The organism is Microlunatus phosphovorus NM-1 (genome assembly GCF_000270245.1).
Taxonomy (GTDB): domain Bacteria; phylum Actinomycetota; class Actinomycetes; order Propionibacteriales; family Propionibacteriaceae; genus Microlunatus; species Microlunatus phosphovorus.
Genome location: NC_015635.1, coordinates 537,204 through 552,837, shown reverse-complemented (window position 1 = coordinate 552,837; position 15,634 = coordinate 537,204). Strand labels below are relative to the sequence as shown.

The following is a 15,634-nucleotide window of genomic DNA, read 5'->3' as shown; positions in this document are numbered from 1 at the left end:
CCCGGCGTTGATCGTCGTTGCCTACACCGCTACACGAGCGGCGGCCCGGGCTCGCTTGGTGGCTTGGTGGCAGCGGAAAAGGAAGCCAGGTGTGGGCGGGATCCAGCCGAGCTGGATGGCCATGCCCTGGTCATCACGGACCGCCCAGTGCTCGATGACGAGCCCATCGGCGATCCGCTGGAAGTGGGCCTGACGAACGGTGAAGGACTTGCCCGTGGGCACGAAGGCTCGATCGACGGTGCCATCCGGGGTCCAGACGACGAACTCACCCGTCTGACGACCCGAGAGCGTGCCGTAAGTGACGACGAGATCGTCCTCGACGACATCGCTCTCGGTGGTCCACACGAGGTCGCTGAACGCCGCGCGCAGCCACTCGCCGGTCGCATGGAAGGCCAGGGGGCCGACACCTCGAGTGGCGGGCGGCTCAGTGATCGCCTCGCGATTGACGGCGTGGGGATGGACGAGCGCCGCGAGGTCGGCGACGGAGCCTCCGAGGGTGGCATGGATCGAACGCTCGGCGACACCTGCGACGTCGGCTCGCGTGAGAGTGAGGGACATGATGAACCTTTCAATACAGTGAACTGGAATCAATTACTACAGTAGGCTGTATCGAAAGATTGCGCAACACCCTTTTTCGACCGGAGACCACGTGGCCTACGACAACAGCGCCCGCACCGCCGCTGCCCGAGCAACACGAGCCCGCGTCCTCAGTGCGGCTCGTGTGTCGTTCCTCGAGCACGGGTTCGCCGGCACGACCATCCGGCTCGTCGCCGAGGAAGCTGAGGTGTCACAAGAGACGATCTACAAGACCTTCGGCGGCAAGGCCGGACTCCTGAAGGCGGTGTACGACACCGCGCTCGTCGCCGACGACGAGGAGGTGCCGCTCGCCCAGCGGCCGGAGGCACTCGCGGTGTTCAACGCCACCGGCCCCGTCGAAGCCGTCACCGCCTACGCCAAGCTGGCCCAGGTGATCTCCGAACGCGTCGATCCGCTCCTCCGCGTGTTTCTGGGCTCAAGCGACACCGACGCCACGCTGGCCTCCTTCGCCCGCACGATCAGCGAGGAACGACGGATGGGAAGCGCCATCTGGGTCCGACACTGGCACGCCGCCGGCTGGCTGCGCGAGGACCTCGAGGTGGAGAAGGCCGCCGACATCCTCTGGGCACTGAACTCCAACGAGCCCCGCTGGCTCCTGCAGGACCAAGGCTGGACCCCAGACGAGTTCACCGCCTGGTTGGCCGACACCTTTCGCCACGCCCTGCTCCGCTGACGTGAGCCGCATCCTGGTTGGCGCCGCCGGGCCACGAATAGCCACGGATGACCGCGAGCTGTCGCCGGCACTGGAACACGGTTCGCCGGACACCTCGACGCGACCTGGCACGAGGACCTCGACACTGGACACCTCCCGATGATCGAGAGACCTCGAGCGCTCGCCGGACTGATCACTCGTTTTCTCGATGCGCACCCCTGACGTCGACGGCATACGGCGCATCGTTGAGTGCTTCATCGAAAAGGAGCAGTTACAGGGGAATCGCAGGTTTGCCCTGTAACTGCTCCTTCTCGAGGGCGGCTTCTCCTTTTCGGTGAACCACGAAGGTCCGATCGAGCCACCCAACTCTTCCTCAGTAGACGCTGACGTGCACGTGGTCGTAGTGGTTGGCGGTCGCCGAGCCGCGGTCGGACATGCCGCGCCAGCCTTCGCCGGAGCGCTGCACGGTCCAGATCTTCTGGGAGTAGATGACCTCGCTGACGCCGAGTTCGGAGGCGTGGGCACGTACCCAGTTCGCCAGCCGCCACCCGGCGGCCGAGTCAGAGATCATCGCGTCGACGGCTTGGCCAGTGCCGTGGAAGTCGTTGCTGGCCCGACGACCGCCGTACGAGCTGACCTCCGGGAAGGCGGCGCAGATGGCGCGGTAGACCAACTTGGCGTTCGACACCAGGCCCGATTCGATGCCGCTGCTCTTGCTGCAGGCCGCACCGGAGACGCCGGCGGCCGAGTCCGCCGACGGCTTCTTCTTGCTCAGGTACTCATTGGTGACCCAGCGAGCCTTGCCGTCGACCACGATCTGCCGGTAACCCTTCTCGACGGTCCCGGTGACCTTGATCTTCTTGGCGGAGTCGATGACGTCGACCGACTTCGCGTTCTTGGCGGGCTTGGTCCGCACCTTGAGGGCCGCCGTGGTGTAGCGCGAGCCGATGATGCTCTCCCGCAATTCCTTCGTCCGGCGCTCGGCGGCAGCCTTCCTGGCCTCCGCGGCTGCCTTCTTGGACGCCGCCTCGAGCATGAGGACCTTCTCGTCGGCCTCGGTCAGGGCGGCTCGGATCCGGCTGCGATCGGCGCGCACGGCTCGATCCCCGCGCTGCGACTCCGCCGCTGGGACGGTCGCGGACGGCGACGCCGACGCAAGCGGAATGTCCTCGACCGGGACAGACGCCAGCGACGGATTCGGCCATGCCGAGACCGCTGCGGTGGTGATCAGTGCGCCGGCAACGACCGCCGGCCCAGCGACTCGGGCAGCGCGGACGCCAAAGGGCGTCTTGAGTGCCCGACGGGGCTGTACTCGCACAGCTAGGGTCCTTTCCGAGACCATTTCGTTATCAAACGACGGGTAAGCGAAGCACAGGTCACCGGCGGTACCCAAATCCAGAGACGTACGTCACAGGCCGCTGCTAGTGCCGGTGAGCACTATCTTGGGCGGCGAGGAAATACCGATGGGGAGGACTCCATGAGTCACTACGACGCGATCGTGATCGGAGCCGGGCAAGCAGGACCGAGTGTGGCGGCGGCCCTGGCGGCCGAGGGCGACCACGTGCTGCTGGTGGAGATGGATCGCGTCGGAGGCACCTGCCTGAACCACGGGTGTCGGCCGACCAAAGCGCTGCGAGCCAGCGCTGTGGTCGCCCATCAGGCACGGCGAGCAACCGAGTACGGCGTCTACACCGGCCAGGTCGAGGTCGACTTCCCGGCCGCGATCCAGCGGGTGCACACGCTGATCGACGACATGCGCGACGGCCTGCACAGCTGGCTGCTGAGCATCGACGGGCTCGAGTTGGATACTCGAACCGCCACCCTGATCGGCGATCCCACCGGTCGGGAGCATCGGGTCACGGTCGGCGATCAGACGCACGCCTCCGGCCGGATCTATCTCGATCTCGGCGGCCGGGCTGCCATCCCGGCGATCCCAGGCCTGGACACAGTGCAGTACCTGACCGAGGTCGAACTACTCCGGCTGACTGCGCTCCCGCGCCACCTGGTGATCGTCGGCGGGGGCTACATCGGGCTGGAATTCGGCCAGATGTTCCGCCGGTTCGGCTCCGAGGTCACGATCCTGGCCGGCAGCGGCATCGCCGCCCGCGAGGATCCCGACGTCGCGCAGGCGCTGCACGACATCCTCACCGGCGAGGGCGTGGTCATCCGCAACACCCGACCGACCCGGGTCGGACCAGACGGCGACGGCATCCGCGTCGAGACCGACGACGGCGGCGAGCCGGTCATCGGATCGCACCTGCTGGTGGCCACCGGCCGGACCTCGAACCTCGATCTGCTGGGACCGGACCACGGCCTGGCCACCGACGAGCGCGGATTCGTCCGGATCGGACCTCGCTACGAGACCTCGCTGCCCGGCATCTGGGCTCTGGGCGACGTGAACGGTCACGGCGCGTTCACCCACACCGCCTACCAGGACAGCCAGATCCTGCTGACTCCGCCGCGCACGGTGACCGGGCGGGTGACCACGTACGCGATGTTCACCGACCCGCCGCTCGGCCGGGTCGGGATGACCAACGCCGAAGCCGGAGCCTCAGGCCGCCAGGTGCTGGTCGCTGAGACGCCGATGTCCGCGGTCAGCCGGGCCCGCCTGGAGGGCGAGACCGCCGGTCTGATGCGGATCCTGGTGGACGCCGACACCGAGGAAATCCTGGGCGCCACCATCCTCGGGATGCAGGCCGACGACGTCGTCCAGATCGTCGGACTCGCGCTGCAGGCCGGGATCAGCTACCCGATCCTGCGCGACGCCTTGCCGATCCACCCGACGGTCGCCGAGTTCCTACCGTCAATCCTGGGCTCCCTGAAGCCGCTGGAATGAACTCTGCGGCAAACTCGCCCCGACCGGCCGGCCTATTGGCGTGTCGGACCCGTTTGAGCCCAGTCGGTGCACATATTCCGCACGCCGAGCCCGCCTCAAGGCGCGCGCGGGCTGCGCTTGTAGTCCGAGACGTACGGATCGCCGGCGATCCAGAACCGCCAGGGCACATCGGCGGCCAGGCTGACCCCGACCCGCGGGCCTGTTGCAACGAACTCCGGGGGATAGGCGTCCAGCACCAGCCGTGCGGGACCGTCCGCGAACAGATCGGCACCGCCGTCGGCCAGCGTGATGCCCAACGCCTGGGCCAGCCGGCCCGGTCCACGGGCCAGATCGCGTTCCCGGACCCGCGCACCGCGCCGATCCCGAGCCAACTCACAGCCATCGACCACCTCGCCGGCACGGACCAACGCTCCGGTGCCGACGCCGGCCGGCCCGCAGACCACATTGCAGGCGTGATGCATGCCGTAGGTGAAGTAGACATACAGATGCCCCGGCGGACCGAACATCACCGCGTTTCGCGCGGTCTCGCCTCGATAAGCATGCGAGGCGGGGTCCCGCTCCCCCGCATACGCCTCGACCTCGGTGATCCGCACGGTCACCCCGGCGTGCGACAGCGTCGCCCCGAGAATGGTCGGCGCGACCAGCTCGACAGGGCCCAGCAGCCGATCCCGGGGTGGGTGGTGGGAGGAATTCAAGGCAGCGGGGTGGTGGGAGGAATCAATGCAGCATCGCTCAGGATCGCAGCACCGAGACCCGGCCGGTGGAGCCGTCGACCCGGACCCGATCACCATCGGCGATCACCTCGGTCGCGTTGCCGCAACCGACCACCGCCGGGATGCCGAGCTCGCGAGCCACGATCGCCGCGTGCGAGAGCGGGGCGCCGACATTGGTGACGACCGCAGCCGCTCGCGGGAACAGCGGCGTCCAGCCCACGTTCGTGACATTGGTGACCAGGATGTCGCCAGGCTTCAACCGGGCGCCCTCGGCCGCCGAGATGATCACCCGCGCGGTGCCCTCGACGATGCCGGCCGAACCGGGGAAGCCGCTGACCGTGGCCGCGACGTCACCACCGGCCGGAGCCTTCTCGCTGGCGCTGACCGCGCGCGGATCCACCCGGCTGCTCGGGTTCTTGGCCCAGGCGAACGGATCGAACCGTCCCCGGATCAGTCCGGGCAGCGGCGGCAGCGCCACGTAGTCGTCGTAGACCTTCCGGCGGAGCTTGATCTCGTCGGCGTCGAGCACGTCCCCGGCCAACGCATCGAGGATCTCCGGCAGTTCCAGGAAGAAGATGTCGTCGCCCAGGCCGGTCAACTCGCCGGCTCGGAGCGCGAAGGCCCGGAGCACCCAGAAATAGCGGATGACCTCGCTTCGGGCGAGCTCGCGATTGCGGGCGATCCGTCCCCACTGAGCAACCTGTCGGCGCACCACCCACGCCTGCAGTGGGAACTTGCGTCCCAGTCGGATCCAGGCCAGCTCCCGCACCTGGGCCTGCTTCTCCTGCCGAGCCTCGACGCCGGCCTGCACCTCGGGGGTGCGCTGGCCGCGCTGCGCCGACAACCAGGCCGGGTCCTCCCCGGACCTGGGCTGGGAGATCTCGAACTCGTGCGGCCCGCGATGGCCGTAACGCTCGTTGAAGGTGGCCTCGTCGATCTTCCCGGCATCGAGCAGATCCAGACCCTTGATCAGATCCATGCTGGCGAGTTGGCCGGCCTCGCCGCCGAGTCCGGTGGTCACCGCGTTCGCGCCGATCGGACCGACCATGCCCTGCAGTCGTTTGCGCGTAGTGACGAAGGAGGCACCGCTGCTCCGGGTGGCCGCCGAGAGCATCAGGCTGGCCTTGTGGAACTCCGGCTCCAGCGTCTTGCGCCACATTCTCGCCAGGGCCGCAGGCTCGGTGATCTCGGCGATCTCGGTGCGCCGCCGGGAGCACAGCGCGGGATGCTCGGCCAGATAGTCGTCGAGCTTGCGTACATCTCGATGGACCTCCGACAGCACGTGCAGCCCGACCGGCACCACCGACCGCATCACCGTCGACCAGGACGCGGGCACCGGTGGGATCACCACATCATCGGGAAGATGACCGAAGACCTCCTCGGTCAGGGATCGGAAACTCTTCTCGTTGACCCCCACGATGCCGCTGAGGGTCTTCATCACGCTGACGTTGAGGTAGATGTGGCCGGCGATCCGGCCATAGCCGACGTACGGCGGGATCGAGGCGGTCGCCATCGCATCGCGGAGGAAGACCTGGACCATCGACCAACTGGCCGGGGTCATCACATCCGGGATCGCCTCGCCGACATTGGTATTGCTCCACAGGAAGTCGCCCCGGTAGCTGTCGTTCCAGGGGTCGGTCCGGCCGGCCGCGGTGACCGGCCGAGCCTGCAGCACATGCAGTTCGGAATCGACCCGGCACCATTCGACATCCACCGGCTGCTGGAAGACAGCCTCGATCCGCCGCCCCAGGCGAGCCAGCCGAAGTGCTTGCGCCTTCGACAAACTGGGCCGGTGTCGCAGATTCTGCGGCACCCGGGCCAAGGTGATGCCGCGGGCGGACCGGACGGCCATCACCTCCTTGGTCCCGGTGCGCTGCTTGGTCAGCCGGCCGGAGCGTCGGTCGATCACGAAGGTGTCGGGGCTGACATCCCCGTCCACCACGGCCTGGCCGAGCCCCCAGGCGGAGTTGATCGTGATCGCACTGTCCAGGCCGGTCACCGGGTCGACCGTGAACAGCACCCCGGAGACCTGGGCGTTGATCATCCGCTGGACGACGACGGCCACTGCCACGTCGGCGTTGGAGACGCCCTGCCGTGCCCGATAGACCAGCGCCCGCGGCGACCAGACCGAGGCCCAGCACCGGCGTACCGCCTGCAGCAGCGACCCGATGTCGCCGATGTCGAGGAAGCTGTCCTGCTGGCCCGCGAAGGAAGCGGTCGGCAGGTCCTCCGTGGTCGCCGACGACCGCACCCCGACCCGGACATGACCGAGCGCGGCATAGCCGCCGCGAACCTGGTTGACCACGCTGGAAGGTACGTCGCCGGCCTCGAAACCGGTGGTGATGATCCCCGACACTCGCTCGACGGCCGCCAGATCGTCCGGGTCGAGCGTGCGGGTGAGATCCGCGATGACCGGACCGAGTCCGTTCGCGGCGACGAAGGCGGTGTACGCGTCGGTGGTCAGGCAGAACCCGTCCGGCACGTTGAAGCCGGCCTCGGTCAGCCGCACGAGGGCCTCGCCCTTGCCGCCGAGCAGCGACAACTCCCCACCCGGCACGTTCAACGGGTGGATGAAGTCGGTATGCGTCATCACGGCCATGTCAGCCCTCCACAGTGACCCAGGTGCGGCTGACTGCCGACCGTAGCATCGCGTCACAGATCGCTGCGGCTCGGGCACCGTCGGTGAACGTCGGCAGCCCGTCCGGCACCTCTCCTCGGCCCTGGTACGCGTCCACGGCGGCATAGGAGTCCGCGACGTAGGCTTCGAAACACTGGGCATACCCCTGCGCGTGGCCAGCCGGCAGCGTCGCCAGCCGCCGTTGCTCAGCGCTCCCCTGATTGGGATCGCGGACCAGGAGGTGGGAGGCCGTGTCCTCTCCGATCCACAGCCGCTCCGGCTGCTCCTGATCGAACACCGCACTCTGGTGCATACCGTCGACCTCGATCCACAGCCGGTTCTTGCGGCCGGCGCTCAACTGGCTGATCACCGCGGAGCCGGCCACGTCCTTGGCGGTCCGGAACATGATCAGCGCGGAGTCCTCGGTGGTCACATCGATCAGCGGAGCATCGCTGGCCACCGCGGAAAAACTCGCTGCGGTCGCCGCCGGCCGTTGCTTGACCGTGATCGAGGTCGTCGACACCAGTTCGGCGATCCGATCACCGGTCACCCACTCGACCAGGTCGCACCAGTGCGAGCCGATGTCGCCGAACGCCCTGGACGGCCCACCGGCCGCAGGATCGACGCGCCAGGACGTGGCCCGCGGGTTGAGCAACCAGTCCTGCAGGTAGCTACCGTGCATCAGGTTGACCGCACCGAACTCCGCGCTCTGCACCCGAGCCCGCAGCTCGCGGACCATCGGATGGAAGCGATAGGCGAACGGCATCGTGTTCACCATGCCGGTGCGCTCTGCGACCTCGGCCGCATGGCGCGCATCGGCCAGACCCACTCCGAGCGGCTTCTCGCACAGCACATGCTTGCCGGACTCCATCAGCGCGGTCGCGTACGGCACATGGGAGGAGTTCGGGGTGCAGATGTGGGCGATCTCCACATCGCTGGCCAGCACGTCGTCGATGCTGCCGTACGCCTGCTCGACGCCCCAGGCCGTCGCCACCGCGGCCGACCGCTCGGGAGTCGAAGCCATGACCCCGACGATCTCCGCACCGGCCAGCAGGGCAGCTCGACGATGGACCTCCCCGATCATGCCGGCACCGAGGATCGCCACTCGTCGTCGTGTGGACGCGTTCACCATGACGTAACCCTATTGGTCGTCACTCTGTGTTGTCGTCGCTCACTGTGCCTTCGTCACTCGCTATTCGGCTGCGCTCCCAGGACTCGCTCCGCCTCACGGCCGCTCGCGACGGAGCGCATTCGGGTCACGACCTCGGTCAGCGTGCTCGGCGCGGTGGCGAAGTTCAGTCGCACATGGCCCTCGCCATCCGGACCGAACGCCAGGCCGCTGCTGAGCCCAACCTGGCTCCGCTCGAGAAAGACCGCGGCCGGGTCATCGCCCAAGTCGAGTGCTCGACAGTCCAGCCAGGCGAGATAGGTCGCCTCGGGCTCGCGCCAGCGTACGGCCGGCAGTTGCTCGGCGAGCAGGTCGGCAAGTAGGGCCCGGTTGGCCGCCAGCCCGTTGAGGTGCTCGGTCAGCCAGCTCCGTCCCTCGCTCAGCGCGACCGCGTGGGCAAGGATGCCCATCGAGCTGGCGCTCATGTCGACCACCGGCGGCAGTCCCTCGGTCAGCTCGGCGATCGCCTCCGCACCGGGCACGATCAGGGCCGCCTTGAGCCCGGGCAGATTGAACGCCTTGGATGCCGAGTGGACGGCGTACGCGCGTTCGGCTCCGGGCACCGACAGATACGGCGTGAACACCACACCCGGATGGACGATCGGGGCGTGGATCTCGTCGGAGACGACGCGGGCGCCGTACTCTCCCGCCAGCGTCGCGAGTGCGGTCAGCTCCGCACGGGTGTGCGCCACGCCGGTGGGGTTGTACGGATTGCACAGCAGCAGGGTGGGCTGGAGTCCCTCCGCTCTGATCGCCGCAAACGTGGCCGCCAGTGCCTCGAGGTCGAGGCGCCCCGCTTCGGTCTGCGACACATACTGAACGGCCCGCTTGGTGAGCACGGGCAGAGACAGGAACGGCGGATAGATCGGCGTGGTGATGACGAGCACACCGTCTGCTGGGGTGACGAGCTCGGCGACATGCGCCATTCCCGTGATCACATCCGTGGTGTGCCGCAAGGTGTCCGGATCGATCGGCCAGTCCCACAGCTCGGCGGCGAAGCCGGCCAGTGCCTCGGGATAGGCCCGTCCGCTGGGATAGCCCACCTCTCCCCGGCGCACGGCGTCGATCACCGCCTCGCGTACCGGTTCGGCCAGATCGGTGTCCATCTCGGCCACCCACATCGGGATCACGCCGGACGGATACGCCTGCCACTTCAGGGTCCGACGACCGACCAGATCGGCGAAGGTGTAGCGCGCGAAGGGATTGTCCACGCCGACATTCTCCTGTCGACTAAGGTGACCCGAGCAGACGGGTGATCGGCCCGCCTGGAGAGACTGCCCCGGAGGAAATGCACCATGGCCAAGACCGTGATCACGTTCGGCACTTTCGACGTGCTGCACGTCGGCCATGTCCGGGTCCTGAACCGCGCTGCAGCGTACGGTGACCGGTTGGTGGTCGGGGTCTCCTCCGACGCTCTGAACTTTTCCAAGAAGGGCCGCAATCCGGTCTTCTCCCAGGACGAGCGAGTTGAACTGGTGTCCAACCTCAAGGTCGTCGACGAGGTGTTCGTCGAGGAGAGCCTGGAACTCAAAAAGGACTACATCCTCCAGCATGAGGCCGATGTGCTGGTGATGGGCGACGACTGGACGGGCCGATTCGACTGGGTGTCCGACGTCTGCGAGGTCGTCTATTTGCCGCGCACGCCGTCGGTCTCCACCACAGCGATCATCGAGCACATCGTCACCACCCGCCCGATCGGCTAGGGATTCGCTGATTGATGGGGTCCGACAGCGAGCGGTGTCCAGGTGCATGCCTCGCCAGGCCGAGGAGGGAGTGATACCGGGGTTGTATCGCGACCGACGAGAACGCCGCGAGGTGCGTGCCTGGGCACCGCGCAGCCGGGCCGCATTGATCAGCGGGTCCCTAACCCCCCCGGCTTGGACTGGAATCAGCCCTCTCGCCGATGCGTTAGGTTCGTCGTTGGCATTCGGTCCACCGCCTGGCGGACCATGACGGAGGAGGTGTGGCGACGTGTCGCGGACGACCGCAGACGTACCCGCTCGCCGGATCAGGATCCCCGACCTCCAGCAGGCCAAGCAGCGTCATGAGCGTTGGGCGATGCTGACCAGCTATGACACCTACACCGCGGCCCTGTTCGAGCAGGCCGGTGTCTGGGCGCTGCTGGTCGGTGACTCCGCCGCCAACACCGTCTACGGCTACGACTCCACCCTGCCGATCACGGTCGATGAACTGATCCCTCTCGCCCGCGCGGTGGTCCGGAGCACCAACCGGGCGCTGGTGGTGGCCGACCTGCCGTTCGGTTCGTACGAGAGGGGCCCCGACCAGGCGTTGGGGACCGCGATCCGGTTCATGAAGGAGACCGGTGCGCACGCGGTCAAGCTCGAGGGCGGCGTGCGTGTCGTCGAGCAGATTCGCAAGGTGGTCAGCGCAGGCATCCCGGTGATGGGACATATCGGTTTCACGCCGCAGAGTGAGCATGCCCTCGGCGGCTACCGCGTCCAGGGCCGGGGCGGCGATGCCGCCGACCGGGTTCTCGCCGACGCCCACGCGGTCGCCGAGGCGGGCGCGTTCGCCGTCGTCTTGGAGATGGTGCCCGTCGACGTGGCCAAGCGGGTGACCGCCGAGATCCCCATCCCGACCGTCGGGATCGGCGCCGGCCCGGACTGCGACGCGCAGGTGCTCGTCTGGCAGGACATGCTCGGGCTGCGGACGGGAAAGCTGCCTCGCTTCGTCAAGCGGTACGCCAACCTGGACAGCGTGATCAGCGAAGCAGTCGAGCACTACGTCACCGACGTGCGTGACGGATCCTTCCCGAGCGAGGAGCATGCCTTCACCGGAGGATGGTCGTGAAGGTCGCGGCCAGCATCTCCGAGTTGGAACTGGCTCGATCAGAGCTGATGGCCGGCGCCACCCCGCCCGTGATCGCGTACGTGCCGACCATGGGCGCGCTGCACGACGGGCATCTGTCTCTCGTCCGGCTGGCCCGCGGGATCGCCGATGTGGTGATCATGAGCATCTTCGTGAATCCGTTGCAGTTCGGACCCAACGAGGACTACGCGAAATATCCGCGAACGCTGGAGCGTGACCTGAAGAAGGCCAAGAAGGCCGGCGTCGACCTGGTCTTCACGCCGACCGTCGCGGAGATCTATCCGGCGGGGCGTCAGGTCAGCGTCAAGGCCGGAGCGATCGGCGAGGTGCTGGAGGGTGCGTTCCGACCGGGCCATTTCGACGGCGTGCTGACCGTGGTGCTGAAACTCCTCAACATCGTCCGACCCAGTGTGGCGATCTTCGGCCGCAAGGACGCCCAGCAGCTGGCCTGCATCCGGCGGATGGTGCGTGATCTCAATGTCGACGTCGACATCGTCGGGGCGCCGATCGTACGCGAGGAGGACGGGCTCGCCATGTCGAGCAGGAACCGGTTCCTCAGCCCGGCCGAACGCGCCTCTGCTCTGGTGCTGAGTGCCTCGCTTCGGGCCGCGGCGCAGGAGCCCGCTCCGGCTGCTGCATTGGCGGCGGCATCACGTCTGCTGACGGTCGCGGTCGATGCCGGCGAGATCGAGGTGGACTACATCAGCGTCGTGAACGGCACGACGATGGCGCCGCTGCCCGACGACTACACGGGGCCCGGACTCGCCGTGGTCGCCGCTCGGGTCGGCACCACCCGGCTGATCGACAACATCGAGTTGGTCTTTCCCGGACCTGAGCGGCCCTGAGTCTCGAAGCTGCGCGATCCTGCCGGGAGTTCACGACAAGATCGCGCAGCCTATTGCGGCTTGTCGCCTTCGTCCCTGTGCCACAGCGGTGAGGTCTTCCGAAGTCGTGAATACTGAGCCAAGTGGATCTGGAGTCGGCAGCCGCGGAGCTCTACGGAGTCGACCCTGACGCCTTCATCCCCCGGCGTACGGAGCTGGTGCGGGCCGCTCGACTGGCCGGTGATCGATCCCTGGCAGCGGCGATCGGCAAGCTCCGCAAGCCGACCAGATCTGCTTGGTTGGTCAATCTGTACGCCCGTTCGGCAGCCGAGGAACTCGCTGAGCTGCTGGAACTCGGGGCGGCCCTGCGAGTTGCGCAGGAGCAGTTGTCGGCCACGGAGCTGCGACGACTGTCGACGCAACGGAACGCGGTGCTGACCGCAGCCAGCCGGCGGGCGGTCACGCTGGCCGAGGCTCGCGGCTATCGCGCGACCGAGACGGTCCGCCAAGAGGTCAGCCAGACGCTTCAGGCGGCGCTGGCGGAGCCCGCTGTCGCCGAGCAGGTACGAGCCGGAGTCGTCACGGAAGCCCATAGCTACGGCGGATTCGGACCACTCATTCCTTCCCCGAACGCCGCTGCTCCGCCAGGCGTTGCTCCTTCTCCAACCGCTGGTGAAGTGAGCGAGTCGGCGCCCGACGAGCCACCGATGGACGAGCTCGAACGGGCTCGGGCGCGGCGGGCTCGAGAAGAGCAACTGCGAGCCGAGCAAGCCCGCACCGAGGCCGAACACCGTCTGCATGCCGCCGAGGCAGCGCTCGATCGAGCCGCTGACGAGGCGGAGGAAGCTGCCGAGCAGGTCGCGGAGTTGGCCGACCAGATCACCGCACTGAAGTCCCAGCTGAGCGACATCGAGCAAACGAAGACTCTGGCGGAACAGCGGGCCGCAGACACCCAAGCCACCGTGGCTGAATTGCAGGGTCAGGTCCGCGCGGCGCGGGAGGCGTACGACGCGCTCTGAGCCGGACCCGGCAGACTGAGTGCCCATGCGGACTATCGGTGTCGAGGAAGAGCTCTTGCTGGTCGATCCCGACAGCGGCGCACCGGTCGCCGTCGCCGGATCGGTGCTGGCAGTTGGCGACGACGGGCTCGAAGCCGAGTTGCAGCAACAACAGATCGAGATCGGCACCCGGCCATGCGAGACGCTCGACGGGGTCGCGGACGAGTTGCGGCACTGGCGTTCGGCGGCGGCCTCCGCAGCCGAGCAGGCCGGCGCCCGGATCGTGGCCGTCGGTACCTCTCCCCTGCCCGTGACTCCGGAGGTGACGATCAAGCCGCGCTACCAACGAATGGTCACGGCGTTCGCGTTGACGACCGCCGAACAGTTGACGTGCGGCTGCCACGTACACGTCGGGATCGACTCCCGCGAGGAGGGCGTCGCGGTCATGGATCGGATCCGAGTCTGGTTGCCGGTCCTGCAGGCGCTGTCGGCGAACTCGCCGTACTGGCAGGGCGTCGACAGCGGGTACGCGAGCTTCCGATCACAGGTCTGGCGGCGCCTGCCCACCGCTGGGCCGACTGACCGGTTCGGCTCAGCGGCCGGCTACGACACCGAGATCGAACGGCTCCTGGCGACTGGGGTCCTGTTCGACAAGGGCATGCTCTACTTCGATTCCCGGCTCTCGCATCACCTGCCGACGGTGGAGATCCGAATCGCCGACGTCTGTCTGCACCGAGACGACGCCCTGCTCATCGCGGCCCTGGTGCGGGCACTGGTCGAGACCGCCGCGCGCGCCTGGCGCTCGGGCGAGCCTGCTCCAGCCGTCGACACCTCGGTGTTGCGACTGGCGACCTGGCGTGCCAGCCGGTCCGGTCTCGCGGACGACCTGTTGGATCCGCTGCTCGGAACCCCGCGGCCCGCGACACAGGTGGTCGCGGCACTGATCGATCATGTCGGCGAGGTGTTGGCCGACCAGGGCGATCAACAGATCGTGGGAGATCTGCTCGCGCAGTTGCTGGACCGAGGCATCGGCGCGGAGCAGCAGCGTCGTTGGGCCCGGAACGGTGACCTGAGCTCGGTGGTGCGTCGCACGGCTGAGCTGACCGCGAGCTGAGAGGATCGTCCTGTGCCGGCTGAGCAGCGGATACCGCTGAATCGACACGCAGCTCGAGTGCTGCCGATCAACCCGGCCGGCGAGGTGCTCCTTCTCCATTGCATCAACCCGAGCACGCCGGAGGCTCCGTTCTGGGTCAGTATCGGTGGAGGTCTCGAACCAGGCGAGGACGAGCGCCAAGCCGTCGTACGGGAGTTGTGGGAAGAGACGCTGATTCGCTGCGATCCGGCGGACCTGCGTGGTCCCGTCCAGCGCGAGGTCGTGGAGTTTGCCTGGGCGGAGTACGACATCGTGCAGCATCAGGCCCACTACCTTGCTGAAGTCGGCGACCCCGACGTGAGCTTCGAACGCATGGACGCGATCGAGACGGCGACGACACTCGGCTATCGCTGGTGGAGTCTCGAAGCGCTCGACATCACGACCGAGTACGTGCTGCCGAATGTGATCACCGCGATCCACGCAGCATTTGCCGCCCGGAACTGAGGGTCCAGTGCTGGGTGCTTCAGCCCGACGAGCCCTTGGCCGATGACTCGATCGCATCGAGATCGCGAACGGCGAACCTGAGGTGCTCCCACTCCTCCTCGAGCATCACCTGCAAGCAGGAGAGCGTGGTCTCCGGACGGGTCGGTGACCACGGATTCCGGCGCGGCGTCGCCAGCTCCTCGGGCGTGACAGCGGCGATGAAGTCGCGCACCATCGCGACACGGCCGGCCCGAGCCTCGAGCACGTCGGCGTACGCGGGCGTCTCCACCGTGAAGACCGACAGATCGAAATCGGTATCCTCGGCGCCACGCCAGGGCAGACCCAGCGGATGGAAGGGCTGCTCGAGCGCCAGGACGGCCTGCCCCAACCAGATATCGGTGGCGAGCACCAGATGCCGAAGCGTCTGCACGAAAGACCATTCCCCGGCTACCGACACCTCGACCGTGCCGGCCGGCATCGTGGCGACCCGATGGATGGTGTCCGCCCACGCCCGTTCGACTGCAGACCAGGCCGTACCCAGTCCTTCCGGAGTCTCGGCACGCCGGTCCGCCCGGCCCGCGAAACGACGATTGAGCTCTGCCTCGACAAACGGGACCACGTCGACGCCGTTGACCAACAGGGGTTTGCCGTGAACCAGCCAGGGCGCGTCGATCTCCATGCCGGAGACCTCGACGGCGCGCATCACGGCACCGGACAGATCGGACTCGACGATGCGGGCATCGCGCAGGTCCACATAGCTGAACTGTGCTTCCTTCAGCTCATTCGTGTGCGAGAAGTCGACCATGGTCCTCCTCAGGCCAGCC

General features: G+C 67.7%; 15 protein-coding genes. 8 read left to right on the top strand and 7 right to left on the bottom strand.

Annotation, left to right across the window (positions count from 1 at the left end):
* Positions 1-21 precede the first annotated feature (21 nt).
* On the bottom strand, positions 22-558 hold the full coding sequence (locus MLP_RS02370; RefSeq protein WP_013861400.1) for an ester cyclase: 537 nt from the start codon (positions 556-558) through the stop codon (positions 22-24).
* A 91-nt stretch (positions 559-649) separates the two neighbouring features.
* Between MLP_RS02370 and MLP_RS02365 the strand changes: the two genes are divergently transcribed.
* Positions 650-1,270 (top strand): TetR/AcrR family transcriptional regulator, encoded by a 621-nt coding sequence (locus MLP_RS02365; RefSeq protein ID WP_013861399.1) that lies wholly within the window; start codon positions 650-652, stop codon positions 1,268-1,270.
* 352 nt (positions 1,271-1,622) lie between these two features.
* On the opposite strand, the gene MLP_RS25940 is transcribed toward MLP_RS02365, so the two are convergent.
* Positions 1,623-2,567: an SH3 domain-containing protein gene (locus MLP_RS25940; protein ID WP_013861398.1), complete on the bottom strand. Its 945-nt coding sequence runs from the start codon at positions 2,565-2,567 to the stop codon at positions 1,623-1,625.
* A gap of 159 nt (positions 2,568-2,726) precedes the next feature.
* Here MLP_RS25940 and MLP_RS02355 point away from each other — a divergent pair, with 159 nt between their 5' ends.
* The gene (locus MLP_RS02355) at positions 2,727-4,085 is read left to right on the top strand and encodes a mercuric reductase (protein WP_013861397.1); all 1,359 of its coding nucleotides are present in this window, start codon (positions 2,727-2,729) and stop codon (positions 4,083-4,085) included.
* Between the two features lie 95 nt (positions 4,086-4,180).
* Here the strand turns inward: MLP_RS02355 and MLP_RS02350 are convergent, their stop codons facing one another.
* From MLP_RS02350 to MLP_RS02335, 4 genes are read right to left on the bottom strand one after another with little or no spacing between them, the layout of a single operon-like run.
* Positions 4,181-4,780 (bottom strand): DNA-3-methyladenine glycosylase, encoded by a 600-nt coding sequence (locus MLP_RS02350; protein ID WP_013861396.1) that lies wholly within the window; start codon positions 4,778-4,780, stop codon positions 4,181-4,183.
* Positions 4,781-4,817: 37 nt separating this feature from the next.
* Entirely contained in the window at positions 4,818-7,397 is a 2,580-nt protein-coding gene (locus tag MLP_RS02345; RefSeq protein WP_013861395.1) for a PEP/pyruvate-binding domain-containing protein, read from the bottom strand.
* A 1-nt stretch (position 7,398) separates the two neighbouring features.
* Positions 7,399-8,547: a Gfo/Idh/MocA family protein gene (locus tag MLP_RS02340; RefSeq protein ID WP_041789630.1), complete on the bottom strand. Its 1,149-nt coding sequence runs from the start codon at positions 8,545-8,547 to the stop codon at positions 7,399-7,401.
* 53 nt (positions 8,548-8,600) lie between these two features.
* A complete protein-coding gene (locus tag MLP_RS02335) occupies positions 8,601-9,794 on the bottom strand; it encodes a MalY/PatB family protein (RefSeq protein WP_013861393.1) in 1,194 nt (397 codons plus the stop codon).
* Between the two features lie 84 nt (positions 9,795-9,878).
* Here MLP_RS02335 and MLP_RS02330 point away from each other — a divergent pair, with 84 nt between their 5' ends.
* From MLP_RS02330 to MLP_RS02305, 6 genes are all read left to right on the top strand, one after another.
* Positions 9,879-10,286, top strand: coding sequence for an adenylyltransferase/cytidyltransferase family protein (locus tag MLP_RS02330; RefSeq protein WP_013861392.1), 408 nt, complete (start codon positions 9,879-9,881; stop codon positions 10,284-10,286).
* Positions 10,287-10,554: 268 nt separating this feature from the next.
* On the top strand, positions 10,555-11,394 hold the full coding sequence (gene panB, locus MLP_RS02325) for a 3-methyl-2-oxobutanoate hydroxymethyltransferase (RefSeq protein WP_013861391.1): 840 nt from the start codon (positions 10,555-10,557) through the stop codon (positions 11,392-11,394).
* Positions 11,385-12,257 (top strand): pantoate--beta-alanine ligase, encoded by an 873-nt coding sequence (gene panC, locus MLP_RS02320; RefSeq protein ID WP_041789628.1) that lies wholly within the window; start codon positions 11,385-11,387, stop codon positions 12,255-12,257. The genes panB and panC overlap by 10 nt, the downstream gene beginning before the upstream one ends.
* 122 nt (positions 12,258-12,379) lie before the next feature.
* Entirely contained in the window at positions 12,380-13,255 is an 876-nt protein-coding gene (locus MLP_RS02315; RefSeq protein WP_013861389.1) for a hypothetical protein, read from the top strand.
* 25 nt (positions 13,256-13,280) lie between these two features.
* Positions 13,281-14,348, top strand: coding sequence for a carboxylate-amine ligase (locus MLP_RS02310; protein WP_013861388.1), 1,068 nt, complete (start codon positions 13,281-13,283; stop codon positions 14,346-14,348).
* Positions 14,349-14,360: 12 nt separating this feature from the next.
* Complete coding sequence (locus MLP_RS02305; protein WP_013861387.1) at positions 14,361-14,831, top strand: NUDIX hydrolase; 471 nt, start codon at positions 14,361-14,363, stop codon at positions 14,829-14,831.
* Positions 14,832-14,850: 19 nt separating this feature from the next.
* Here the strand turns inward: MLP_RS02305 and MLP_RS02300 are convergent, their stop codons facing one another.
* Positions 14,851-15,615: a DinB family protein gene (locus tag MLP_RS02300; RefSeq protein ID WP_013861386.1), complete on the bottom strand. Its 765-nt coding sequence runs from the start codon at positions 15,613-15,615 to the stop codon at positions 14,851-14,853.
* Positions 15,616-15,634 lie beyond the last annotated feature (19 nt).